The organism is Mycobacterium sp. 20KCMC460 (assembly GCF_022179425.1).
Lineage (GTDB): Bacteria > Actinomycetota > Actinomycetes > Mycobacteriales > Mycobacteriaceae > Mycobacterium > Mycobacterium kiyosense.
In genome coordinates this window covers 243889-268771 of record NZ_AP025524.1, presented here as the reverse complement: position 1 = coordinate 268771, position 24883 = coordinate 243889, and the positions used below count along the sequence as shown (strand labels likewise).

Here is a 24883-nt window from a genome sequence, read left to right as displayed (position 1 = left end):
TTGTTCAGTTATGCAATGAGGAAATGGTTTCCCGGGCCTGAACGTCGTCGTTATCGCCCTACACGAATCCGGCGGTCGGTGACTGTCGTAGCTCGATTTCTCGGTGTCGGCGAGAACCCGGTTCGTCGGTGTCGAAATAATCCTAACCGGGGTCCGGGGGTGCTCCGAACACTTATTCTGCGAGCTCGTCGGGGGGCTCGATGTACGGGGCCTGGATCACCTCCTTTCCGTCGGGAGAGACGAGAAATGCCTGGCCAGGTGGCCGACGTTTGACCTTGAACTCGCTGGAGGGAAACTCCTGTTTCTCGCCGGAGAGGAACATCGTCGGTGCGCCCGACCCGAACGCGGCCCCGACGAACTTGTCCATCGTGGCCTTGTAGGCCTGGCTCATCTGACAGGTGACAATGATGTGTAATCCGATATCCGCGGCTGCCGGCAACAACGGGGCCAACGGCGCCATTGGCGGCATGCCGCTGGCCGCGCCGACAATCATGTGCCAGTCGTCGACAAGCAACACCACGTCGAATCCACTCCACCACGATCGAGAACGCAATTGTTGTGTCGTCAGATCGGTCGGGGGCAGGCGCTTTTTCAGGTTCACCGCCAGCGCCTGAATCGCCTCGTCCAGGCTCGCACTGTTGCGGTTGATCGCACCGGCCTGCAGCAGATGCGACTGCGGGACCGCGTCGAGCAGGCCGGAGCGGTAGTCGGCCAGCATGAAGCGCACCTGCTGCGGACTGTTGCGAGCACAGATGGCGCGGGCGACGGCGTGCGCGATGGTGGTCTTGCCCGACTTGGCCGCCCCGAAGATCAACAGGTGCGGGTTGGTGTGCATGTGGCTGTAGGCCGGCGTCAGATCGGACTCGCGCAATCCGATCGGAATTTCCCACCGGGTGCGGTAATCCGCGTCGGGTCCGGGCGGGTTGGGATCGAGTTCGTAGAGGTGGATCCGCGCGGGCAGCATCCGGACCGGCGGCGCCTGCTCGGTGGTCTGGGCCGCGATCTGGGCCACGCCGGCCGTCATCGCCTCCACCAGATTGTCGGTGCTGTGCACGCCGTCGAACCTGGGGACGCCGATCATCAGGTGGTGCTTTTCCATCGACACCGCCCGGCCGGGCCGGTTCGCCGGGATCTCCCGGGTGATCCGGTCGATCTGCGTCTCGTTGACGTCGCCGAGCCGGAACTCGATCTTGGTGCCCAGGTAGTCGCGCACGCGTGACTTCAGCTCCGTCCACCGCGGTGTGGAGATGATGACGTGGACGCCGAACGCGAGGCCCTGCGCGGCCAGATCCTGCACCGGCGCTTCCAGTTCGGAGAACTCGCTGACGAAACCGGGCCACCCGTCGATGATCAGGAACACGTCACCGTAGGGATCGGCCGCGACAGGCTGGTTCGGGTCGTCGCGCAGTTGCCGGTACGTCGCGATCGAGCCGACCCGGTGCTCTTTGAACAGTTGCTCGCGTTGCCGCATCACCGCCTGCATCTCGGCGACCACGCGATGCACTTTGTCGGGCTCGGAGCGGTTCGCCACCCCGCCGACGTGCGGCAGGTTCTCCAGATAGATCAAACCGCCGCCACCGAGGTCGATGCAGTAGAACTGCACGTTGCGCGGGGAGTGGGTGGCGGCCGCCGACATCACCAATGTCTGTAGCAGCGTTGACTTTCCGGTCTGCGGCGCACCGCCGATGCCGATGTTGCCGCCCGCGCCGGACACGTCTACACCCCATGTCTCCTGCAGGTGCCGCCGCGGTTCGTCCATGATGCCCAGGGCGAATCGCAACGGGCGCCGTCGATCCCGGGCGATCAGTTCGTTCAGCGGCGTCGGGTCGGCCAGCGGCGGCAGCCACATCTTGTATGCGCGGGACTCGCCGGTGCCCAGCTGGTCGAGTATCACCTCGCGCAGCGCGCGCGGTTCGGCAGTCTCGGTCATGACGTCAACGCCTCCTCGGTCACCGGGGCGGCGGTGAATCGGTGGATCCTCACGGCCTGCCTGGCGGCCGGCGGACCGCCGCGCCCACCGTCGCCGTCGGTGTCGGAGACCACCGGCGGAAGGTACGGGGTACCGGTGTAGAAGGTGCTGAACTTCACCGGATCCTCCATGCCGACCCGCAGGAACCCGACGCCGCTCTCCTTGTTGGTGATGTACTGCGCCTCCGGTGTTCCTATCACCGCCTTGGACTCATGAGAGCTGGTGGTGCGCAGCGCGATTCGATACGTCAGGTTGGGTTCCAGTTTGTCTATGCGCACCCCGCCGGTTTGCAGCGACTGGGTGGCCAGCAGCAGGTGCACCCGCAGTGAACGGCCCACCCGGCAGATCCGGTCGAACAGGCCGATGAAGTCCGGATGGCTCTGCAGCAACTCGGCGAACTCGTCGACCACCACGAAAAGCGTTGGCAGCGGCGGCAAGTCGGCGCCACGCTCCCGGTACTTCTCGTATTCGGCGACGCCGGAGAGTGCGCCGGCCGCGCCCACCTGCATGCCGGCCTGCCGCAGGATGTTCTGCCGGCGGTCCAGTTCGCCGGTCAACACCTCACCCATTCGGCTCACCAGCTCGGCTTCCTCGGCCATGTTGGTGACGACGGCGGCGGTATGCGGAAGCTTTTCCATACCAAGGAAAGTGGACCCGCCCTTGAAGTCGGTGAGCAGCAGGTTCACCTGATCGGGGTGGGTCATCGCGACCAGCGAGAGGATCAGGGTGCGCAGGAATTCCGACTTGCCCGACCCGGTGGTACCGATCAGCATACCGTGCGGACCGGCGCCGAACTCGGCGCCCTCCTTGATGTCGAGGTACATCACGTTGCCGGTCTTGAGCTCGTGGCCGAATGGGATCCTGAGGCGGTCCCGGTCGGTGTCGGTGTACATCCGCCAGCGGGCCGGTGTCACCTCCTCGACACTCTTGGCGCCCACCAGTTGGTGCCACTCGCTGGCGACCTTCTTCTGCACCCGTTGCGTCCGGTCGAGAATGGTGCCGGTGATCGACCAGCCGGCCAACTTGCGGGCCAGCCGGGTCGCCTCCGCGGGTGACATGCCGTCGGCGGCCGAGACCACCAAGCGGAACTGCTGGCCGGGCAGCCGGTCGTCGGCTGAGCCGTTCTCGGCGACCCGGATGCGGTAGGCCGAGCCGCGGTGGTTGCCCAGCGTGATCACCGTGACCCCGGCGCGGCCGTCGGGCGGGAATCCGGCCTTACCGCCGGTGAGGTCGACGACGACGACGTACGGTTCGGTCGGCAACGTATCGGGGGCGTGCGGGCCGCGGGCGGCCAGGTCGGCCAGGCCGTCCGGGCGGGTGTAGATCAGCCGGACCGGTCCGGCGGCGTCGGTCTCGGTCTGATGCGCAACGTGCGGCAGCCATTTCAGCCAGGACCAGTCGGGATCGTCCGGGTCGTCGGTGAGGACCCGGATCTGCAGCAGATCCGGCGGATGGAACACGGCCAGGTGGCAGATCATGGCGGTGAGCAACCGGTCCGCGCCGGGCCGCTCGCCGCCCAGGGCGATGGTCGGAAAGGTGCGCAGCTGCAGCAGTTTCGGGCAGTCGTGAATCAGACCGTGGGTGCGCAGGAACTTCACCACCCACATGTGGCTCACCGGCTCCAGGTACGGTTGCGGCGCCGCGCTGGCCGCCGCCAGTTCGCCGCCGACGGCCGGTTTCAGCAACCGGTCCACCGCCGGCTGGTCCCCGATCCCGATCCGGGTGGCCGCGTAAAAGTCACTGTTGGCCGGCCGGGACCACTGCCGCTGGGTGCCGACGATCGACAGCAGGTCGTCGGGATGTGGTGCGTGGTAGGAGAAGAACGCCACTTGCGAGGTGGCCGAGGAGGTGACCCGGCCGCGCAACCCCGCGAGATAACGTAGGTATTCCTTGCGGTCGGCGTTGATCTCCGGCACCTTCTTGCCGCCACCGCCGGTGCCGCCGGCCATCCCGCCGACCATCATCATGATCATCATCAGCGGCATCATCAGCATGTAGGGCGACAGTTGCTTGGTGCCGCCGACCAGCATGATCGCGATCATGCCGACCATGCAGCCGCCCATCACGTAGGGCAGCGCCTTCTGCACGCCCGACGGCGGGATGTCGACGCCGAGGTCGTCGGGCGGGGTGAGGCTGATCTCGCCGGGGGTCAGCCGGGGGCCGCGGGTGATGGTCGGGGTGAACTTCTTGGTCGTCATGAAATGTCGGTCCTCACTGGGGGACACCGGGCGTGCCGGCCGGTACTTTCCGGGGGGTCGGGTCGGCGGGCAAGGTTTCGTGTTCGAGCATCGCGGCCTCCTTCGACAGCACCGGACCGTCCACCAGCAGCCGAATGATCTCCCAGGGAGCGGTTTTCGGCGAACTCAGGCCGAGGGCCTTCGCCGCGTCGGCGTTGGGCACTCCGTACCGCACCCCTTCGGGGTCGATGTAGTACATCGATTCGCCGAACCGCGGATCCGGTGACTGCAGCCGTACGAACCTGCCGCCGTCGATGTAAATCGTTGCGGTTCCCTGAATCTGCTTGATCCCGGTGTTCATCAGGGACGGCGATATCGGCAGATGCCGACCGGAGAGCACCGTCTGTTTGGGTGCCTGGTCCCCGGAGGCGCGTTCCCAGGCCCAGCACAGCGTGGGTTCGGCGGGCCGGGCCAGGATCTTGAGTTGTTCGTCGGGAAGCGGTGAGGGATAGACGCGCTCGGGGATTCTCACCACGACGCTGGGTACCACCGCCGGGGGAGCGATGAGTCCGTGGGACTGGGTGGCGCGCAGTGCCGCCGCGGTGGTGGAGTTCACCATGGCAATGCCGTCGGGCAGCACCACGTAGTAGTGCGGTCCTTTCTCCGCGTGGATCAGGAACACCGAGCCGATCACCAATTCGTCGGGCAACCCCAGGGTGTTGGGCGCGCCCGCGTCCGGGATCGGTGGCAGCTGCCAATTGCCTTGGCTGGGCAGCGCGTTGAACATCCCCTCGGAGATGGGCACGGCCTTGGCGTCGACCGGTATCCCCATCGCGGAGGTGAGTGCGCGGTCGTTGAGATCGATTGCGTGGCGGCCCTTTTCGGTGATAATCCACTGCTGGCCCTGGTAGGTCGCCAGCAGGGCCTCGTTCGAGTCGACCGGGTCCACGGTGGGATCGATCTGCAACGGCATCGCGATCACCGAGGTCTGCACCACCGGCGCGGCACTGTCAGCGCGGGACACGGTGTCGCACAACGTCCACACCGAGTTGTTGCCGCCGGACACCGGTGTCGCATAGGGCGCGCCGGGGATGCCCAGGGTCTGGCCCAGCGTCATCTTGCTCAGTTCGGAGGACTTCACGGCGGCGGGGTTGGCCGGGCTGCCCAGCACCAGCCGCGCCGAGGTCAGGTTGTAGACCGGGTGCATATGCCCCGAGACGATCACGTACAGCTCGTTGGTGCTCCGGTCGGTCAACAGGGTGGTGTTGCCGAGCTTTCCCTGAGGTTTGAAGTACGCCAGCAGACCCGCGCCCACCAGGATCACCACCGCGATCACGACGCCCAGCCATACCGACCGGCTGTAGAACTGCAACGGATCGTCGAACATGCGGGTGTCGCGCCGCACGATCGCGTGCTCGACGCGGCGGAGCAGGAAGCGCCAGCCGCTGACCTGGACCTTGGTGGTCAGGCGAAGCCCCATGTCTTACTCTCTCGTGTTGAGGTGGGCATGCACCGTGGCGATTGCCTCGGCCATGTCCGTGCCGTTGATCTCCTGTAGTCGGTCCACATCCAACGATTCGATGTCGAGGCCCTGCGCCAGCCGCATGTCCCGGCACTGCTCGGCGGCCTCGACCAATTGCCTTGCGTAACGGCCGTTCCCGGCGATGTCGAGGGCCGGCCGGCCGCGCAGGGTGCGGTCGTGCAGTTCCTTGGCCGCGTTGAGGAATTCGTCGGCGGCTTCGGGACTCAACATCGAGTCATTGTCTTTGGCAATGACTTTGGCGATCTCGAGGAGTTCGTCGGGGCTGTAGGTGTCGAATTCGATCCGGGTGGCGAAGCGCGAACGGAGCCCTTCGTTGGTCTCCAGCAGCCGGTCGATGTCGTTGCTGTATCCGGCGATGATCACCACCAGTCGGTCGCGGTCGTTCTCCATCCGGGCCAGCAGGGTGTCCAGCGCCTCCTGGCCGAACGGGTCGGTGCGGCCATCGCGCTCCTGAACCAGCGCATACGCCTCGTCGATAAACAGCACACCGCCCAGAGCCTGGTCGATCGTCTTGGCGGTCTTGACCGCTGACTGCCCCTCGTATTCCGCGACGAAGTCCTTGCGGGAGGTCTCCACGAGCTTCGGTTCGGAGATGACCCCCAGTCCGGCCAGAATGTTGGCCACCACCCGCGCGATCGTCGTCTTGCCGGTGCCGGGTGGGCCGGTGAAGATCATGTGCTTGCTGGGTTGCGCCACCTTCATGCCCTTGGCGGCGCGCACCCGGGCCATCAGGGTTGCCGCCCGGTAGCGCTCGATCTGCGTCTTGACCCGGGACAGGCCGATCTGGCGATCCAGTTCGGCCTGGGCTTCGGCCAGCAGCCGCTCGCGGCCGGAGTTGTCGGTCACCACACTGCCCGGATCCCACGGATCCGCGCGGGAGGCAATCTGCTCGGCCGTCGTCGTCTTCAGCCGGTAGGTCGGATCTTTCAGTGCTGCAGCCACTTTGGGGTCCGGATGGGTGGTCTGCAGCCACTCCAGCAGCGCCACTGCCGCGTCTTCGTTGCCCTGGCTGCGCCGCGCCATCGCCAAAAACCACGCGATGGCCTGCGCGCATGCCTCCCCGGCGGGCGAGTCGTTGGCCTCGGTGAGCCGCCGCTCGGCCTCGGTGAACAGGCCCAGGTTGGCTGCGGCCACCCCGTGCGCGACCCCGGCGGCGCCGGTGAGGAACTTGTCCGGCCACTTGCCGGCGCCCTTGACTTGGTCGATCACGTCGGTCCAGCGTTCGGCGGCGCCGTAGATCACCGCCTTGAGCCAGGACACCAGGTGCTCGGACCCGCCCGCCGCTCCTGGCGCCATCGCGTCGAGGGCCTCCAGCGCGTCGGCGTAATTACCTTGGGCCGCTTCGGATGCCGCGAATCCCATGGTGACGGCGAGCGGGGACGTGACCGGGTAGGTGATGTCGCCGTAGAGCCCGCCGATGGCGACCCGTGCGTTCACCGCACTCATCGAGATCTGTGCGGACCCCGAAAGTTGGCCGAAGTTGCGGCGCGAGTACCAGGCCCGGAACAGCGTCACCCGGTCGGTGTCGCCGCACCGGATCCGGCCCACCCAGGCGTCACACGCTGACTCGTCGTAATCGGTGATCTCGGTGAACAAATCGAGTGAACGTGCCTCCGACAACGGCAGCATGCCGACGGCACTGTCGAACAGACCGGCCAGGCGATCAGTCATTGATCACCGTTGTACCGGGCGGTGTAGTCCACCTCGTAGCGGGTGGCGAAGACCTCGGCCTCGCGGGCCGCCGCCTCTTCCGGGGTCGGCAGGTTCAGCGTCATCCCGACGAACTCGTGCAGCAGGTTGTTCTGCGCGTCGCCGTCACCGGTCATCTCGCTCATGTTCTCCACCATGAACGTGTGCTGGGCGGCCCGGGCCTTCTGCCGAGCCAGGTCGGCGATCACGAAGATCTCCTCCGATAACGCGGACTCGGACATGCTCGAGGCTTTGTCGGTCACGGTGATGTGCTGGACGCGTCCGTCCATCAGCGCCGTCACCGACACCGAACCCTGCGGGTTGGTCACCGTGAACAACGCAAGGTCGGGCTCGTCCTGGTGTTCCGTCAGACCGGCAAGGGCGTCCAGTTCCGTTCCACTGTCACCGGATTCGGTGTCCCCGACGGGCGGTGCATAGTCGCTGAGCGCGTCCAGCGACGATTCCTCGGCGGCGCTGCCGCCGGAGAAATCCAGCGCACCGAGATCGTCGGTGTCGTAGTCGTTCCCGGGCAGGTCCACTGTGGCGCCCCTTTCTGAACTCGTGGCTGGCGAAAAGTGTGTCAGCCTGATGCGGCGGCTTCGGCGTGGTCGTACCAAGAGCCGGCCGGTAACAGCTCGACCAGGCTGTCCAGCGCCCGCTGCAGATTCTGTTGCGTGCCGGCGAGGAAACTCCCGTACAGTTCGCCACCCACGCGCCGCGGGAGCGACACCAGCCGGCCGTGCTCGGAGTCGAGCACACCCGCGGCCGCCGGGGTGGTGGCGGTGGTGCCGCCGGGATTGCGTTGGCTGGCCACGATCTCCACCCAACCGGTCGGGTTGCTGACGATCTCGCTGAAGATGCGGGCCTGGGCGGGCGCGACGCCGTGCCGAGTCAGCTGCGCGGCCGTGGTGCACTCGGCCAACTCGTGGGCCAGCCCCGTCAGCGGTTCGACGTTGGCCGGATCGGCCGGCCCCAGCACGGTCGTCAGCATTCCCGCCAGACCGACCTGGGCAGCGACCAGCTGCAACACCAGCAGGTCGTCGTCGCGGGCCGCGACCACGTGGGTTTCGCCCCTGCGGCACACCACGAATCGCACCATCACGCCCCGGTCGCGTCGCCACCAGCGGCACTCCAGGGTGCGGTCGGCCCTGCTGATCGTGTCGACCATGGCGGCGACAGCCGGATGCGGCAGGCCGTTGTGGTCCAGCACGCCCTGCCCGGTGAGATCGCGTTGCACCTGGTCCCATACGACAGCGCGCAGATCCTCTTGCGGGATGTTGGGCCGGATCCCCAGTGCAACAGGGAAATCGACCAGGTGCAGTCGATCGGCGATCACCAGCATGCCGTCGATGGTCAACTCGACCCCGACGACGTCGTCGTACAGGCCCGCGCGGCCGGAAGCGAGCGGACCGGCCATGATCAGCCGAAGATCTTGTCGATGACGCCGGCCAGACCTTCGTCGGCCTTGAGGTAGGCGCTGGCGGCCGAGAGCAGGTTGGTGGCCAACCCGTTGCTGACGGCCTGCACCCCCTTACCGGTGTTGGCACGGTTGGTCTCCACGTCGCGCAGCGCGTTGTTGAACTTCGACGTGAACGAACCATGGGTCATCGAGACTCGCCCGCTGATCCCGGTGACCGAACTGGTGGCGGTCTGGAATTGGCCTGCGATGTCGGTCTGCATACCCGACAGCACCTTCAGGAACGAAGGCACGACGCCGAGAACTCCTGACATGGGAAAACCCTCCTCTACGGTTAAGGTTCTACTCGCTATGGCTTTGGCTTGCTATGGTTTTGGCTGGTTACAGGCCGATTGCCGAGTCTTAGAGCACGGTTCCCGGCGGACTCTGTCCGCCACCGGTTCCCGCGTCGACGGGCGCGCGTTCGGCGCCGGCGATTCCGGCGGCCGCACCCGCCTGCTCGTCGTCCGAGTCGTCCTGCTGGCTGCCTTGTTGGGCCTGGGCGGAAATCATCTGGGCCTGTTGGCCGGCCATGCTGCCCAGTTGGCCGGGACCGCCGCCGGCCGCCATGAGTTGTTGCAGCTGGCCCATCGTGGACGTGACCTGCCCGACGCCCGGTAGCTGGGCGAAGCTGAGCAGATTGCTGAAGCTCAACGCCGGCAGACCGGCGAAACCACCCAAAAAGTCCGGTAGCGCGGCCAATTCGGTCCAGGTGGGCAGTTTTGCCATGTTGCCGACGCCGGGGAATAGATCGCCGAGTCCGGGTAGCCCGGGGAATAGGTCGGGGATGCCGGGCAACCCGGGCAGGCTGGGGAAGCCGGGGATGAGGCCGCCCAGGTCGGGCAGGCTGCCGCCGAAGTCGGGCAGGCCCGGGATGGACGGCCACTGGAACTCGGGCAGGCCGGGTATCGGCAGGGTGAAGTCGGGGACGCCGACCTGGGGCGGCCAGGTGAAGTCAGGCAGGCCGGGGATGTCGGGCAGGCCGGGGATCGGGATGTCGGGCAGCTTGGGCGGCCAGACGGTGTCGATGATGTCGCCGATGATGTCGGGGATCAGCCCGGCCAGGCTGGGCAGGTTCGTCAAGATGTCGAGCAGCCGGCCGCCGAGCCCGATCATGTTGAACGCGTTCATGGCGGTCATGATCGTCAGGTACAGCAGGGCGCCGCCGACGACAGTCATCGCCAACCCGCACGCCGGGATCGCCATCGCCACCGAGATGGCGTCACCGACGATCCAGAGGTTGTCCTCGCACCACTTGCAGGCTTTGTACACGCCGTCGACCATGCTCTTCATGGCGCGCAGTACTTTGCGGGTGCTTTCCACGTGCTCGGCCTGATTGGAGATCAGGTTGCCGGTCAGACCGTCGATCTCACCCATCAACTTCGCGCGAAGTTGTTGGGCGGTGTTCTGATTCAAATAGGCGGTGGCCGCGTCACCGATCCAGTTGGTGCCCGGAATGGCCAAACCGATCTTGTCGGCCACTCCTTTGAACAGCGCCGAACCTGCGTTGAAAACGTCGCCCGGGTCGGGAATGCCGTCGCCCAGTAAAAACAGTTGAGTGTAAATGAAGTTACTGGTGGTCTTGCATATCGCGCTACCCGACATTTGCAGAGTTCCTCACGTTGGCTTGTTGGAGTGCACGGTCTCGTTTTCGTTATGCACCTTCGCACCGTAGGACGAGCTTAACAGCGTGGTGGCAGGGCTAGATGCACGAATTTTCAGGCTGCGCCGTGCTTTTCGGGCGTATGCGGAATCGGCCGGGCTGGGCTTGGCGGTATTGTCGGCGCGCCATCCGTCGAGCAGCCTCGGTGCCGCGAGAGCGCGCCGCGGCACCGGAGGGCAGCTCAATTGATTTGGCTGATAAGCGTTTCGATCGCCGCGGCGGTCTCGGCCGGTAAAGGTTCTTCGGCTTCGGCGCGAACGATCATTTCCTCGGTGACTCCGGCCGCTTGTGCCGTCTCCGAAGTAGAAAGATTGGCGCGCCGGCGCGCTGCATACAGCCGCTGCGCCAGTGTGGCGCCGGGTGCCGTTGCGCCCAGCGTCATCAATTGGTCGTGATATCGGCGCACCGCACCCATCGCCTTGATCAATTCCGGAGTGATACGGCTGATGCGGGTGGCCTGAACGGCGATGCCTTCGAGTTGCCGTAAATCGGCGAGGATCGGCGCCGCGCGCTCGGTGAACTCGGGATCCTGGGGCGAGGGCAGTGCCGCGATCGCCAGGCTGCACGTGTCCACCGCGGCGGCCACGGCCTGGGCGATCAACGATGCCGGACCCTGTGCGGGCGGCGCTGATTCGGGGGCGGCGTCGGGCACCGGTTGCGGCGCCGGATGGGGTGCGGACTGGTGCGCCGGTTGTGCCCCGTCGCGGATCCGCGCGATGGTTCCAGCGGGCCACTGCAGCACTTCCTCGAGCTTGGCCCGAGTGCGTTCGCGGGGCCAGCTGCGGCCTTTCTCGAAGGAGATCAGCGCGCCGGCGTTGATGATTCCGTCGGCCGCGAGGCTGCGCTGGCTGATGTCGAGTTCCCGCCGCCGCGCCGCGGCGGCCGCGCCGGCCCGGACCAGGCCGGGATCGAGGCCGTTGGTGTGGTCGTCCGCGGAGTCGGTCGGCTGCTCGGCCTGACCCGCGCGCGTGTGCTCTTCGGGCGAATTCGCCGGCCTGACGGCTTCGAACGTCAACGCCTTGCCTCCAGTTGGTTCGCCGATGTCGGGGTTGTCGCTGACGGTGACCGAGCCGTCGCGCGGTGCGACGATGTGCCGCGGACCCTCGCGGGACGCGACTCGAAGGTCGGCTCGGGTGGTCGCTCGGGTTGCCCGCGACGGGCCGCCAACCTGGATGACGCCGGGCGCGGCCGGCCTGACGCCCCCGAACGCGGCCAGCGCGGCTGGCCCCACGGTCGATTGGGCGTTGGGCATCTGCAGCTTCCTCGTCGGCATTCGGCGGCAATCGGTGCGGACCGCAAGCGTGTACCGCTGACCAACAGCGTAACCGTTGCACCCGCCTATTGCTATACCTTCGCTACACTTTCCCGACGTGATGCGGACCCGCTCCGAATGAACCGGAACGTGCTCAACGCTACGGTTATCGCCGCGCCAGCGGCAGTTACCAGAACCGCTCCCCGGCCTCCTGCTAGTCGTTGGACAGCCGATCAGCAGGGGTTTTACAGCTAATTGACAGCAAATCCCCCAGGTAACCGAAGGTTTGGCCGCTACGGTCTGCGACCTTTTGGCAAAGTCATAGCGCCCAGCCGGTGTCATGGAAATGAACTGTTGCACTGCAACGGTTGGTGCTATAACCTTCTGAACCGGAGGGGCACAACCCGCAACGTTTTTGGAGGAACGTAAAGACATGACTGCTACGACTCTGTATGAGGTCCCGCAGCTCGGCGTGTGCACCCAAGACCCCGACCGTTGGACGACGACTCCCGACGCGGAGGCCAAGACGCTGTGCCGGGCGTGCCCCCGCCGTTGGCTGTGCGCCAAGGAAGCGGTGGAACTACCCGGCGCCGAAGGCCTGTGGGCCGGTGTGGTGATCCCCGACTCGGGCCGTGCCCGGACCTTCGCGCTCAACCAGCTGCGTTCGCTGGCCGAGCGCAACGGGCTCGCGGTTCGTGAGCGGGTGACCGCCCAATCGGCATGACCCGGTGCCCGCCGGGCGGCGTCCAGCGGCCGGGGTAACGGAAACTGCGAAATACGTTGGCGGCGTGAGAGATTGGATGTCTTCTCGCGCCGTCGGCGGCTGCTCGATTCGTCAGCTTCGCGTGGTCAGGCGCCGGGTCGTTCCCGCCCGGCGTCGGCCCGCGAGGCGAAGTAGCCGGTGATGGTGGCGGCGACTTGCAGAAATTTCAGTCGCGTCGCCGGCGCCATCTCGTTGGTGACGTCGATGACGCCGCCGGGCCGCAGGTGGGGATCGAAGGGCACCTCCACCACCGGCTGGCCGTGATCGACGAACTCGCGTGCCAGCAACGACCGGGTGCGCTTGTCGGCGTGGCCGTCGGAGTCGTTGAGCACCACCACGCTGCGGTGCAGCAGGTGGCGCAGGTCGTGATCCGCCAGCCATTCCACGGTCTTGGCCGCGGCGGCGGCCCCGTCCGCCCACGGCGAGGACACCACGATCAATGCGTCGAGGTCGCGCAGCACTTCCTGCGTGACCGCCGCATCCATCGTGGATCCGCAGTCGATCACCGAGATCGCGAAGTGGCGATCCAGGCGCAGGGCGGCTTCCCGGTAGACCGCCGGATCGAGCACCCGGCGCGGACCCGAAACCGGCTCACCGCCCAAGACGTAGAGACCGGCCGCGTTGCGGCCCACCCGAGCGGTCATGTCCGCGAACGACTGCAGGTTCTTGTCCGCGGTGAGTTCCCAGAACGAGCCGGTGGTGCGGGGGTCGATGCGGCTGCTCAGCCGGCCGAAAGCGGTGTCGGCGTCGATGGCGACGACGCGATCCTGCTGGCGCAGCTCGGCAAGGATCGAGCCGACGCTGGCGGCCACCGACGTCTTCCCGACGCCGCCTTTGCCCAGGACGCCGACTTTGTGATTGCCGTGCAGGGCGGTGCGGATTGCCGCTTCGAACTGCGCGATGTCCCGTTGCGCGGCGGACGGGCCGGGCGTGACGAGCCCGAACGTGGCCACCCGCACCATGCGCCGCCAGCCGCGCTCGGTCGGCTGGGATGCGGTGCGCACCGGGCCCGCGCCGGTGCCCTGCCATGAACTCGGCCGCGGGGGCGCCGACGAGGACGCCGGCAGGCTCGGCGACGGCGGCGGCGCGGCCGCCGGACGGTAGGGCGGGGCCGGCGGGCGGTGCTGTGGCGCGGGTGCCGGCGCGCCGCCGTGCGGCGGTGCCAACGGCGGAGCCGGCATCGGGTGCGACGACGCAGGCGGAAGTGGGGGCCTCGGGGCCGGCTCGGAGTGCGGTGCGGCGGGCGGTTTCGGTGCCTCCGGTGCCGGTGGCGGCACGAACTGCGGGGCCGGGGGTTCCTGCTGGTGCGGTGGCGCCGGGCGGGGTGGCTGGTCCACGCGCGGTGGCGCGGGAGGTGTTTTAGTCTCGTCCGTTGAGGCTGACGTTGCCTCGGTTGGGGGTGGTGGCGGCGGTGGCGCGTCCCCGCTCGGCGGCGGTGGGGCCGGCGGCGGTGGGGCCGGGCGGGGCGCCGGCTGCGCAGGCCGGACCGGAGTGGGTGGCGGCGAAAAACCCGGTGCCGGGACCGGTCGCGCGGCCTCCCGCCGTGGAACCGGCGGATGCGGGGTCGCCGGTTGATCGGCCCGCACTCGATTACGCAGGAATTCCTGGGGCTCGTTCATGGGCTCCTCGGTGCGACGGCGGCGGATCGTCGCGCCTGTGACTGACCTCGCAAAGTTCTTCCGGTGACGAACCCCACGGTCTGTCGGCCAGCACGCGACGCGCAAGTCCAGTATCGGGCAACCGCCGGTCGCACCGAACGCGGCCGATTCAGCTTGGGCACAGCGCAGCGCCGCAGCGGTGCGCCCTGCGGCGCTGCGCAAACTCGTGGGGGCACGATTTCCGGCGTGCCGACCTGCCCTCGGCCCCGCCGGGAAGAGATCGCGCGCACCTGGCTGCCACGCCTTATCGGGCACCTTGTTGCGGGTGTGGCAGGCGCGCGGGTCCCCAGGCGGGGTGTTCGGACCGTCTCCAGCTAACCGGTGTCGCCGCCGAAGCCGAGACTCGGCCCAGCGCGGCCGGCGCATCGGCAGGACGGGATTTCAGCCGCTCGGATGCCCTGTCGCGCGGCCGTCAAACGCTGGTAACAGCGAATTTACGAGGCCGCCAGTTCGCAAGATAGTATGGGTAAGTTGGCATGTCAGGCGGTTTTTGTCATATCGTTTGAAGACTTGTCGAAACCAGGTACAGGGTCACCGTTCAAAGCTGCACGGACGAAGTCCTGACCGGATCATCTCCGCTTGGCGGTCAGCCTATCGACGAGACCGAGGGGGTCTCGGCCCGCAACCTCCGGGTGTGGTTCCCCTCGGTCAGGAAAGTCGATCCGCAAGAGCGGCGGTGCAGTGAGTCTGTTGAAGGGTTAGGTGGGTATGGCGCCCAAGCGCGTCGGGCTTTACAACCCCGTATACGAACATGATTCGTGCGGGGTCGCCATGGTCGTGGACATGCACGGCCGGCGCAGCCGCGACATTGTGGACAAGGCGATCACCGCCCTGCTCAACCTCGAACATCGTGGCGCTGCCGGCGCCGAACCGCGCAGTGGGGACGGCGCGGGCATCCTGATCCAGGTGCCGGACGAGTTCCTGCGCGCCGTCGTGGACTTCGACCTGCCCGAGGCCGGCAGCTACGCGACCGGTATCGCCTTCCTGCCGCAATCGGCCAAGGACGCCGCCGCCGCGTGCGCTTCGGTGGAGAAGATCGCCGAATCCGAGGGCCTGCAGGTGCTCGGCTGGCGCAACGTGCCGACCGACGACTCGTCGCTGGGCGCCCTGTCCCGCGACGCGATGCCCACCTTCCGTCAGGTCTTCATGACGGGCGCCTCCGGCATGACGCTGGAGCGCCGCGCGTACATCGTGCGCAAGCGGGCCGAGCACGAACTGGGCACCAAGGGGCCCGGGCAGGACGGGCCGGGCCGAGAGACGGTGTACTTCCCCAGCCTGTCCGGGCAGACCTTCGTCTACAAGGGCATGCTGACCACCCCGCAGCTCAAGGCGTTCTATCTCGATCTGCAGGACAACCGCATCAACAGTGCGCTGGGTATCGTGCACTCCCGGTTCTCCACCAACACGTTCCCGTCCTGGCCGCTGGCGCACCCGTTCCGGCGAGTGGCGCACAACGGCGAGATCAACACCGTCACCGGCAATGAGAACTGGATGCGCGCCCGGGAAGCGCTGATCGAGACCGACGTCTTCGGTTCGCAGGCCGACGTGGAGAAGTTGTTCCCGATCTGTACCCCCGGGGCCTCCGACACCGCCCGCTTCGACGAAGTGGTCGAACTGTTGCATCTGGGCGGTCGCAGCCTGGCCCACGCGGTGCTGATGATGATCCCCGAGGCGTGGGAACGCCACGAGTCGATGGACCCGGCACTGCGGGCGTTCTACCAGTACCACGCGTCGCTGATGGAGCCGTGGGACGGGCCCGCGTCGATCACCTTCACCGACGGAACCATCGTGGGCGCCGTGTTGGACCGCAACGGTCTGCGCCCGTCGCGGATCTGGGTCACCGACGACGGCCTGGTGGTGATGGCGTCGGAGGCCGGTGTGCTGGACCTCGACCCGGCCAAGGTGGTCAAGCGGATGCGCCTGCAGCCGGGCCGGATGTTCCTGGTGGACACCACCCAGGGGCGGATCGTCTCCGACGAGGAGATCAAAACGGAACTGGCCGCCGAGCACCCGTATCAGGAGTGGCTCGACAAGGGACTGGTCCCGATCGACAAGCTGCCGGCGAACAAGTACGTGCGGATGCCGCACCACCGGCTGGTCGTGCGGCAACAGACCTTCGGCTACACCTACGAGGAGCTCAATCTGCTGGTGGCTCCGATGGCCCGCACCGGCGCCGAACCCATCGGGTCGATGGGCACCGACACCCCGATCGCGGTGCTGTCGAAGCGTCCGCGGATGCTTTACGACTACTTCCAGCAGCTGTTCGCCCAGGTGACCAACCCGCCGCTGGACGCCATCCGCGAAGAGGTGGTGACCAGCCTGCAGGGCACCACCGGCGGGGAGCGCGACCTGCTCAGCCCGGACGAGTATTCCTGTCACCAGATCTCACTGATGCAGCCGATCCTGCGCAACTTCGAGTTGGCCAAGCTGATCAACCTCAACCCCGACGACGAGGTCAACGGCCGGCCACACGGCATGCGGTCCAAGGTGATTCGTTGTCTGTACCCGGTCGCCGAGGGTGGCGCCGGGTTGGCGGCCGCGATGGACGACGTGCGCGCGCAGGCTTCGGCGGCAATCGCCGACGGCGCCCGGGTCATCATCCTGTCCGACCGCAACTCCGACGAGACGATGGCGCCGATCCCGTCGCTGCTGGCGGTGGCCGGTGTGCACCACCACCTGGTCCGGGATCGGACCCGCACGCACGCGGGACTCGTCGTCGAAACCGGCGACGCCCGCGAGGTGCACCACATGGCCATGCTGGTCGGCTGCGGTGCCGCCGCCATCAACCCTTACCTGGTGTTCGAGTCGATCGACGACATGATCGACCGGGGCGTCATCGACGGCATCGAGCGCAGCAAGGCGCTGAACAACTTCGTCAAGGCCGCCGGCAAGGGCGTGCTCAAGGTGATGTCCAAGATGGGCATCTCGACGTTGGCGTCCTACACCGGGGCACAACTGTTCCAGGCGGTCGGGATCTCCGAAGATGTGCTCGACGAATACTTCACCGGATTGTCCTGTCCGACCGGCGGTATCACGTTGGACGACATCGCCGCCGACGTCGCTGCGCGGCACGGGCTGGCGTATCTGGACCGGCCGGACGAGCGGGCGCACCGCGAACTCGAGGTGGGCGGGGAGTACCAGTGGCGCCGCGAGGGCGAGTACCACCTATTCAACCCGCAGACCGTGTTCAAGCTGCAGCACTCCACCCGCACCGGCCAGTACTCGATCTTCAAGGAGTACACCCGGCTGGTCGACGACCAGACCGAGCGGATGGCGTCGCTGCGCGGATTGCTGAAATTCCGTGCGGGCGTGCGTCCTCCGGTGCCGATCGAGGAGGTCGAACCGGCCAGTGAGATCGTCAAGCGGTTCTCCACCGGGGCGATGAGCTACGGCTCCATCTCCGCCGAGGCGCACGAGACGCTCGCGATCGCGATGAACCGCCTCGGCGCCCGATCCAACAGCGGCGAGGGCGGGGAGGACGTCAAGCGTTTCGACGCGGACCCCAACGGCGACTGGCGGCGCAGCGCTATCAAGCAGGTGGCCTCCGGCCGGTTCGGCGTCACGTCGCACTACCTGACCAATTGCACCGATATCCAGATCAAGATGGCCCAGGGCGCCAAACCCGGTGAGGGCGGCCAGCTTCCAGGGCACAAGGTGTACCCGTGGGTCGCTTCGGTGCGGCACTCCACCCCCGGCGTCGGCCTGATCTCGCCGCCACCGCACCACGACATCTACTCGATCGAGGATCTCGCGCAGCTGATCCACGACCTGAAGAACGCCAACCCGTCCGCGCGGGTGCACGTGAAGCTGGTGTCGGAGAACGGGGTCGGCACCGTGGCGGCCGGCGTCTCCAAGGCGCACGCCGACGTGGTGCTGATCTCCGGTCACGACGGCGGCACCGGGGCCACCCCGCTGACGTCGATGAAGCACGCGGGAGCGCCGTGGGAGCTGGGTCTGGCCGAGACACAGCAGACGTTGTTGCTCAACGGTTTACGCGACCGCATCGTCGTCCAGGTGGACGGCCAGCTCAAGACCGGGCGAGATGTGATGATCGCGACGCTGCTCGGCGCCGAGGAATTCGGTTTCGCCACCGCGCCGTTGGTGGTGGCCGGCTGCATCATGATGCGGGTCTGCCACCTGGACACCTGCCCGGTCGGGGTCGCCACCCAGAACCCGCTGCTGCGGGAGCGGTTCACCGGCAAGCCGGAGTTCGTGGAGAACTTCTTCATGTTCATCGCCGAAGAAGTGCGGGAATACATGGCGCAGTTGGGCTTCCGCACCATCAACGAAGCGGTCGGCCAAGCCGGGGCGCTGGACACCACCCTGGCCCGGGCGCTGTGGAAGGCACACCGGCTGGACCTGACTCCGGTTCTGCACGAGGCCGAGTCGGCCTTCATGAACCAGGACCTGTACTGCAGCTCCCGGCAGGACCACGGCCTGGACAAGGCGCTCGACCAGCAGCTGATCGTGATGAGCCGGGAGGCGCTGGATTCCCAGAAGCCGGTTCGGTTCTCGACGAACATCAGCAACGTCAACCGCACGGTCGGCACCATGCTCGGCCATGAGGTGACCAAAGCCTATGGCGGCCAAGGGTTGCCGGACGGCACCATCGACATCACGTTCGAAGGATCGGCCGGCAACAGCTTCGGCGCCTTCGTGCCGAAGGGAATCACGTTGCGGATCTACGGCGACGCCAACGACTACGTCGGCAAGGGGCTGTCCGGTGGCCGGATCGTGGTGCGGCCTTCCGACAACGCCCCGGAAGGCTATGTCGCCGAGGACAACATCATCGGGGGCAACGTGATCCTGTTCGGCGCCACCAGCGGTGAGGTGTACCTGCGCGGCGTGGTCGGCGAGCGGTTCGCGGTGCGTAACTCCGGCGCCCACGCCGTCGTGGAAGGGGTTGGCGACCACGGGTGCGAATACATGACCGGCGGCCGGGTGGTGATCCTGGGCCGCACCGGCCGCAACTTCGCCGCCGGCATGTCCGGTGGCGTGGCCTATGTCTACGACCCGGACGAGAAACTGCCCGACAACCTCAACACCGAGATGGTGGACCCCGAGGCTCTCGACGAAGAGGACGTGGAGTTTTTGCACGGCATCATCCAGGCGCACGTCGACGCCACCGATTCGGCTGTCGGACAACGCATTCTGGCCGACTGGCGGATCCAGCAGCGGCATTTCGTGAAGGTGATGCCACGGGACTACCGCAAGGTGCTGGAGGCCATCGCCGAAGCCGAACGCAACGGCACCGATGTCGACAAGGCGATCATGGCGGCCGCTCATGGCTGACCCGACCGGCTTCCTGAAGTACACGCACCGCGAGCTGCCCAAGCGGCGGCCCGTTCCGCTGCGGTTGAAGGACTGGAAAGAGGTCTACGAGGAATTCGAGACCGAGACGTTGCGGGAGCAGGCCACCCGCTGCATGGACTGCGGGATTCCGTTCTGTCACAACGGCTGTCCGCTGGGCAACCTGATCCCGGAATGGAACGACCTGGTGCGACGCGGCCACTTCCGCGATGCGATCGAGCGGTTGCACGCAACCAACAACTTCCCCGACTTCACCGGACGGCTGTGTCCGGCGCCGTGCGAACCGGCCTGCGTGCTGGGCATCAACCAGGACCCGGTGACGATCAAGCAGATCGAGCTGGAGATCATCGACCGGGCTTTCGACGAGGGCTGGGTGACACCGGTGCCGCCGCACTGCGAGACCGGCAAGTCCGTGGCGGTGGTGGGGTCGGGCCCGGCCGGTCTGGCTGCGGCGCAACAACTTACCCGGGCCGGGCACAAGGTCACCGTGTTCGAGCGCGAAGACCGCATCGGCGGCCTGCTGCGCTACGGCATCCCCGAGTTCAAGATGGAGAAGCGCGTCCTGGACCGTCGGCTGGAGCAGATGGCGGCCGAGGGCACCGAGTTCCGGCCGGGCGTCAACGTCGGGGTGGACATCACCGCCGAGCAGCTGCTGTCCGACTACGACGCCGTCGTGCTGGCCGGGGGTGCCACCGCGTGGCGCGACCTGCCGGTGCCGGGGCGCGACCTGGACGGCATCCATCAGGCGATGGAGTATCTGCCGTGGGGCAACCGCTTTGCGGCCGGCGATCTGGACGGTCCGCCGCCGATTACGGCCGAGGGCAAGCACGTCATCATCATCGGTGGCGGTGACACCGGCGCCGACTGCCTGGGCACCGCGCACCGCCAGCGCGCGGCGAGCATTCACCAGTTCGAGATCATGCCGCGCCCGCCGGAAACCCGCGCCAGTTCGACGCCGTGGCCGACGTATCCGTTGATGTACCGGGTCTCCTCGGCGCATGAGGAAGGCGGCGAGCGCGTTTTCTCGGTGAACACCGAGGAGTTCATCGGTGCGGACGGCCACGTCACGGCGCTCAAGGCGCACGAGGTGACCATGCAGGACGGCAAGTTCGTCAAGGTCGAGGGCACCGACTTCGAGCTGCCCGCCGATCTGGTGTTGCTGGCGATGGGCTTCGTCGGACCGGAGAAGGAAGGCCTGCTCACCGAGCTCGGGGTCAAGCTCACCGAGCGCGGCAATGTCGCCCGCGGCGACGACTTCGACACCTCGGTGCCCGGCGTGTTCGTCGCCGGCGACATGGGGCGCGGGCAGTCGCTGATCGTGTGGGCGATCGCCGAGGGCCGTGCCGCGGCTGCGGGTGTGGACCGGTTCTTGATGGGTTCCACCGCATTGCCGGCCCCGATCAAGCCGACGGCAGCCCCGCTCACGTAACCACACCAGTCACATCCGAAACATTTTATATTCGGTCGGCGCGCCGCCGACAGTTTGCCAGCAGATGGGTGTCTAATAACTGCCTGTGGGCTTCATCACACCGGAGGTGCAGCAGCGTCGCCTCGAAGCCTGGTTGTGTTGAACGATCGCAGGAGTGTTCACTGTGCACATGAACCCAGTTCCCCGGACCCGTATGGGGCGAATCGCCTGGTCGTTGGTTCGGCACCCGGTGAAGAGCCGCGAGTTTCCCGCCAAGCACGAGCGCCTGGTCACGGCCGAGGACTTGCTGCGGTTCGCTTTCTGATCGCTCGCCGGAGCTGCGACCAGCGCGGCAAAGGTTTGCTCTACGCCGATCGGGACGTCGCTGAGCGTTCGCGGACGACCCGCAGCTTCAACTCGTGAGAAGCCCCGATTCCCGGATCGCCTCGGCAACCGGCTCCAACACGGCAGGGTCGTGCGGCGGAGCGAGGTAGACGATCCCCAAGTCCAGCCCCTCGGCCCCCAGCGCGGCCGCGTTCTCGATGAGCTGCGCGTAATTGCGGTCCGGTCCTAGGCCCAGATGGGCTGAGAGCGTGATCTCCTTCGGGTCGCGCCCGATGTCGGCGCAGCGGGCGTGCAGCACGTCGCGCTTGCGGGCAAACTCCTCAGCCGTGCCGCCGGCGAAGTTCCAGTGCTGCGCATACCGCGCGGTGATCGGTAGCGTGCGCTTTTCGCCGCTGCCGCCGATCACGATCGGCGGGTGCGGGCGCTGCGGGCCCTTGGGTTCGTTGCGGGCGTCCTTGAGTTGGTAGAACTTGCCGTCAAAGCTGGTCGTCTCCTGGCTGAGCAGGCCGATCAGCACCTGGCAGGCCTCCTCGAACCGGTCGAAACGTTCCCGGACGCTGCCCAGCTCGATGCCGTAGGCGCCGGATTCCTCCTCGTTCCAGCCCGCGCCGATGCCCAACTCGAGGCGCCCGCCCGAGATCACGTCCAGCGTGGCGGCCATGTTGGCCAGCACCGCGGGATGCCGGTAGTGGATGCCGGTGACCAGGGTGCCCAGCCGCAGCCTCTTGGTGGCTTGGGCCAGTGCCGTCAATGTGGTCCAGCCTTCCAGGCAGGGGCCGGTGGAGTCGCTGAATATCGGGTAGAAGTGGTCGAACGTCCAGCCCGACTCGAAGACGTCGATGTCGTCGGCGGCCTGCCAGACCGCCAGCATGTCGGCCCAGGTGGTGTTCTGCGGTGAGGTCTTGAACGCGAATCGCATGATTTCGACCGTAGTCGCGCCACCTAGACTCGGTACAACGATGGCACTCGGAATCGACACCAAAATCACCCTGCTGGCGGCCGGGTTGATCTTCCTGCTGGCCCTGGGCCTCGGGGTGTGGAAGTACCGCCAGATCATGATTGCCGACGACCACCGCGCGCACGTCTACGTCGACATCGCGCACCGGGCGGCGCTGCTGTACTCGTTCGCGACGGCGCTGTTCGCGGTATTCGTCGAACTGAGCGCGTGGCCGGTGTGGGTGAACCTGGTGGCGACGGGCGCGGCGGTGTTCTTCTTCGTCGCCGCCATCGTCGGCTACATCGTGCACGGGGCGCGCCGCGACACCGAGAACCAATTCGACCCGCCGGTGCGCGGCACCGGCCTCTTCATGGTGCTGCTGATTTTGTGCGAGATGGGCGGATTCGCGGTGGTGCTGGCCGGGTTCGTCGCGGGGCAGTTGCTCTGATGGATCCGGTGGCCGCGCTGCGTCAGATCGCCTACTACAAAGACCGGGAGCGGCAGGACTCCCGGCGGGTAATGGCCTACCGCAACGCCGCGGACATCATCGAACGTCTCGACGACGAAGCTCGGGAAAGGCACGGCCAGGCCAACAGCTGGCAGTCGATCCCGGGGATAGGCCCCAAGACCGCCAAGGTGATCGCGCAGGCCTGGGCGGGCCAGGAACCCGACCAGCTGATCGAATTGCGTTCCGCGGCAAAGGATCTTGGTGGGGGAGCGATCCGTGCGGCGTTGCGCGGTGATCTGCACCTGCACTCCAACTGGTCGGACGGATCGGCGCCGATCGAGGAGATGATGGCCACCGCGGCCGCGCTGGGGCACGAGTACTGCGCGCTCACCGACCATTCGCCACGGCTGACCATCGCCAACGGCTTGTCGCCGGACCGGCTGCGCAAACAGCTCGACGTCATCGACGAGCTGCGGGACCGGTTCGCGCCGATGCGCATCCTGACCGGCATCGAGGTCGACATCCTCGACGACGGCAGCCTGGACCAGGAGCCCGAACTGCTCGACCGCCTCGACATCGTGGTGGCCAGCGTGCACTCCAAGCTCTCGATGGACGCCGCGGCGATGACCCGTCGCATGCTGCGCGCGGTCTCGGGCGGGCAGGCCGACGTGCTGGGGCACTGCACCGGCCGGCTGGTCTCAGGGGGCCGCGGGATCCGGCCGGAATCGAAATTCGATGCCGAGCAGGTGTTCACCGCCTGCCGCGACCACGGCACCGCGGTCGAGATCAATTCTCGTCCCGAGCGCCGGGACCCGCCGACACGGCTGCTCGAACTCGCCCGCGACATCGGCTGCGTATTCAGCATCGACACCGACGCGCACGCGCCCGGTCAGCTCGACTTCCTCGGCTACGGTGCGCAGCGCGCGCTGGACGCCGGGATCGAGGTGGACCGGATCGTCAACACCTGGCCGGCCGAGAAGTTGCTGGGGTGGGCCGCGTCGGGCAGCTAGTCGGCTAGGTGCGGCACCTCCAATCCCGGGTCACGACCGACCAGCACCGCCCGGGTCAAGGCGGACCTCCCGTAGCGGCGATGCACCTCGTCCATGGCGGCGTCGACCGCCGGTGATTCTGCGTCGAACGGCAACGCCAGCTGCTGGGCCCCGCTGCGGTCGATACCCGACACCGCGAAACCGATTAGCGTCAGACCCTTTTCGGCGATCAGCGGCGCCGCCGCCGCAACGAGACGGCGAGCCGTGGTCAGGATCGGCTGCGTCGACGACGTGGCCCACGGCATTGTCTGGGACCTGGTCGCCCGGGTGAAATCGTCGAACCGCAGCCGCAGCACCACGGTGCGTCCGGTGCGCCCGGCAGCCCGCATCCGGCCGGTGATCCGGTCGACGAGGTTGACCACCACCGCGTCGACCTCGGCCGCCGACATGGAGCTGCCGGCGCGGCCGAGCGCCCGTTGGGCACCGACCGATCGCCGTCGCACCCCGGTGTGCACCCGGCGGTTGTCGATATTGCGCGACAGGGCGTACAGCTGATGCCCCATCGCGTGGCCGACCAGCGAGGCCAGCGTCGACTCGGTCAGCTCGGCGACCTGCGCGACCGTGGTGATGCCGTGCGCGCGCAGCTTCTCGGCCGTCACCGCGCCGACGCCCCACAGCCGGCGGACCGGCAGCGGGTGCAGGAAGGCCAGCTCGCCGTCGGGTGGGACCAGCAGCAGCCCGTCCGGCTTGGCCTCCTGACTGGCCACCTTCGCCAGGAACTTGGTGCGCGCGACGCCGACGGTGATCGGCAGGCCGACCCGCCTGCGCACCTCGGCGCGTAGCCGCGTGGCGACCTGCACCGGCGTGCCGGACACCCGGCCCAGCCCGCTGACGTCGAGGAAGGCCTCGTCCACCGAGAGCGGCTCCACCAGCGGGGTGCAGTCGCGGAACACCTCGAAGACGTCGTCACTGGCCTTGGAGTAGGCCCGCATCCGCGGCGGTACCACCACCGCCGAGGGGCACAACCGCCGCGCCTGGGCGCCGCCCATCGCGGTACGCACGCCGAAGGCCTTGGCTTCGTAGCTGGCGGCCAGCACCACCCCGCCACCGACGATGACCGGACGGCCCCTCAAGCCAGGGTCGTCCCGCTGTTCGACGGAGGCGTAGAACGAGTCCAGATCCGCGTGCAGGATCGATGCCTCACCGCGCACGAACAAATGTTCGCATGCCGGTACGACAGCTGCGGCGACTCTCCATAGCGAAGGCCACACCGTTG

Annotated in this window: 18 protein-coding genes; 6 read left to right on the top strand and 12 right to left on the bottom strand. The window is 67.3% G+C overall.

The genetic code is table 11. From position 1 onward, the window contains the following. Positions 1-172: 172 nt before the first annotated feature. The 9 genes from eccCb to MKCMC460_RS01220 form a co-directional block, all read right to left on the bottom strand. A complete protein-coding gene (gene eccCb, locus MKCMC460_RS01260; RefSeq protein ID WP_238305220.1) occupies positions 173-1930 on the bottom strand; it encodes a type VII secretion protein EccCb in 1758 nt (585 codons plus the stop codon). Beyond that, entirely contained in the window at positions 1927-4167 is a 2241-nt protein-coding gene (gene eccCa, locus MKCMC460_RS01255; protein ID WP_238305218.1) for a type VII secretion protein EccCa, read from the bottom strand. The genes eccCb and eccCa overlap by 4 nt, the downstream gene beginning before the upstream one ends. Positions 4168-4180: 13 nt before the next feature. After that, positions 4181-5626: a type VII secretion protein EccB gene (gene eccB / locus MKCMC460_RS01250; RefSeq protein WP_236979191.1), complete on the bottom strand. Its 1446-nt coding sequence runs from the start codon at positions 5624-5626 to the stop codon at positions 4181-4183. Between the two features lie 3 nt (positions 5627-5629). Further along, positions 5630-7360, bottom strand: a complete 1731-nt coding sequence (gene eccA / locus MKCMC460_RS01245) for a type VII secretion AAA-ATPase EccA (protein ID WP_236979189.1) — start codon at positions 7358-7360, stop codon at positions 5630-5632. Continuing rightward, complete coding sequence (locus MKCMC460_RS01240) at positions 7357-7917, bottom strand: DUF2694 domain-containing protein (RefSeq protein ID WP_236979181.1); 561 nt, start codon at positions 7915-7917, stop codon at positions 7357-7359. The genes eccA and MKCMC460_RS01240 overlap by 4 nt, the downstream gene beginning before the upstream one ends. Before the next feature lie 41 nt (positions 7918-7958). Further along, the gene (locus MKCMC460_RS01235) at positions 7959-8795 is read right to left on the bottom strand and encodes an ESX secretion-associated protein EspG (RefSeq protein WP_238305216.1); all 837 of its coding nucleotides are present in this window, start codon (positions 8793-8795) and stop codon (positions 7959-7961) included. 2 nt (positions 8796-8797) lie between these two features. After that, entirely contained in the window at positions 8798-9109 is a 312-nt protein-coding gene (locus MKCMC460_RS01230) for an ESX-1 secretion-associated protein (protein WP_236979177.1), read from the bottom strand. 88 nt (positions 9110-9197) lie between these two features. After that, entirely contained in the window at positions 9198-10439 is a 1242-nt protein-coding gene (locus MKCMC460_RS01225; protein ID WP_236979175.1) for an EspA/EspE family type VII secretion system effector, read from the bottom strand. 239 nt (positions 10440-10678) lie between these two features. Next, complete coding sequence (locus tag MKCMC460_RS01220; RefSeq protein ID WP_309297882.1) at positions 10679-11749, bottom strand: FHA domain-containing protein; 1071 nt, start codon at positions 11747-11749, stop codon at positions 10679-10681. A gap of 433 nt (positions 11750-12182) precedes the next feature. Between MKCMC460_RS01220 and MKCMC460_RS01215 the strand changes: the two genes are divergently transcribed. Next, the gene (locus MKCMC460_RS01215; protein WP_236979173.1) at positions 12183-12473 is read left to right on the top strand and encodes a WhiB family transcriptional regulator; all 291 of its coding nucleotides are present in this window, start codon (positions 12183-12185) and stop codon (positions 12471-12473) included. 125 nt (positions 12474-12598) lie between these two features. Here MKCMC460_RS01215 and MKCMC460_RS01210 read toward each other — a convergent pair whose 3' ends face one another. Next, positions 12599-13516, bottom strand: a complete 918-nt coding sequence (locus MKCMC460_RS01210; RefSeq protein ID WP_236984520.1) for a MinD/ParA family protein — start codon at positions 13514-13516, stop codon at positions 12599-12601. Here MKCMC460_RS01210 and MKCMC460_RS01205 point away from each other — a divergent pair. From MKCMC460_RS01205 to MKCMC460_RS01195, 3 genes are all read left to right on the top strand, one after another. Further along, complete coding sequence (locus MKCMC460_RS01205; RefSeq protein WP_236984658.1) at positions 13458-13616, top strand: hypothetical protein; 159 nt, start codon at positions 13458-13460, stop codon at positions 13614-13616. The two genes, MKCMC460_RS01210 and MKCMC460_RS01205, sit on opposite strands and share 59 nt — an antisense overlap. 1262 nt (positions 13617-14878) lie before the next feature. After that, entirely contained in the window at positions 14879-19462 is a 4584-nt protein-coding gene (gene gltB, locus MKCMC460_RS01200; RefSeq protein ID WP_238305214.1) for a glutamate synthase large subunit, read from the top strand. Further along, positions 19455-20909 (top strand): glutamate synthase subunit beta, encoded by a 1455-nt coding sequence (locus tag MKCMC460_RS01195; RefSeq protein WP_236979161.1) that lies wholly within the window; start codon positions 19455-19457, stop codon positions 20907-20909. Before gltB ends, MKCMC460_RS01195 begins: the two co-directional genes overlap by 8 nt. 391 nt (positions 20910-21300) lie before the next feature. Here the strand turns inward: MKCMC460_RS01195 and MKCMC460_RS01190 are convergent, their stop codons facing one another. After that, positions 21301-22152: an LLM class F420-dependent oxidoreductase gene (locus MKCMC460_RS01190; RefSeq protein WP_236979159.1), complete on the bottom strand. Its 852-nt coding sequence runs from the start codon at positions 22150-22152 to the stop codon at positions 21301-21303. A gap of 40 nt (positions 22153-22192) precedes the next feature. On the opposite strand from MKCMC460_RS01190, the gene MKCMC460_RS01185 reads away from it, so the two are divergent. After that, a complete protein-coding gene (locus MKCMC460_RS01185) occupies positions 22193-22618 on the top strand; it encodes a hypothetical protein (RefSeq protein ID WP_236979157.1) in 426 nt (141 codons plus the stop codon). After that, a complete protein-coding gene (locus MKCMC460_RS01180; protein WP_236979150.1) occupies positions 22618-23628 on the top strand; it encodes a PHP domain-containing protein in 1011 nt (336 codons plus the stop codon). Before MKCMC460_RS01185 ends, MKCMC460_RS01180 begins: the two co-directional genes overlap by 1 nt. Here the strand turns inward: MKCMC460_RS01180 and dinB are convergent. Continuing rightward, on the bottom strand, positions 23625-24824 hold the full coding sequence (dinB, locus tag MKCMC460_RS01175; protein WP_236984518.1) for a DNA polymerase IV: 1200 nt from the start codon (positions 24822-24824) through the stop codon (positions 23625-23627). The two genes, MKCMC460_RS01180 and dinB, sit on opposite strands and share 4 nt — an antisense overlap. Between the last annotated feature and the right edge of the window lie 59 nt (positions 24825-24883).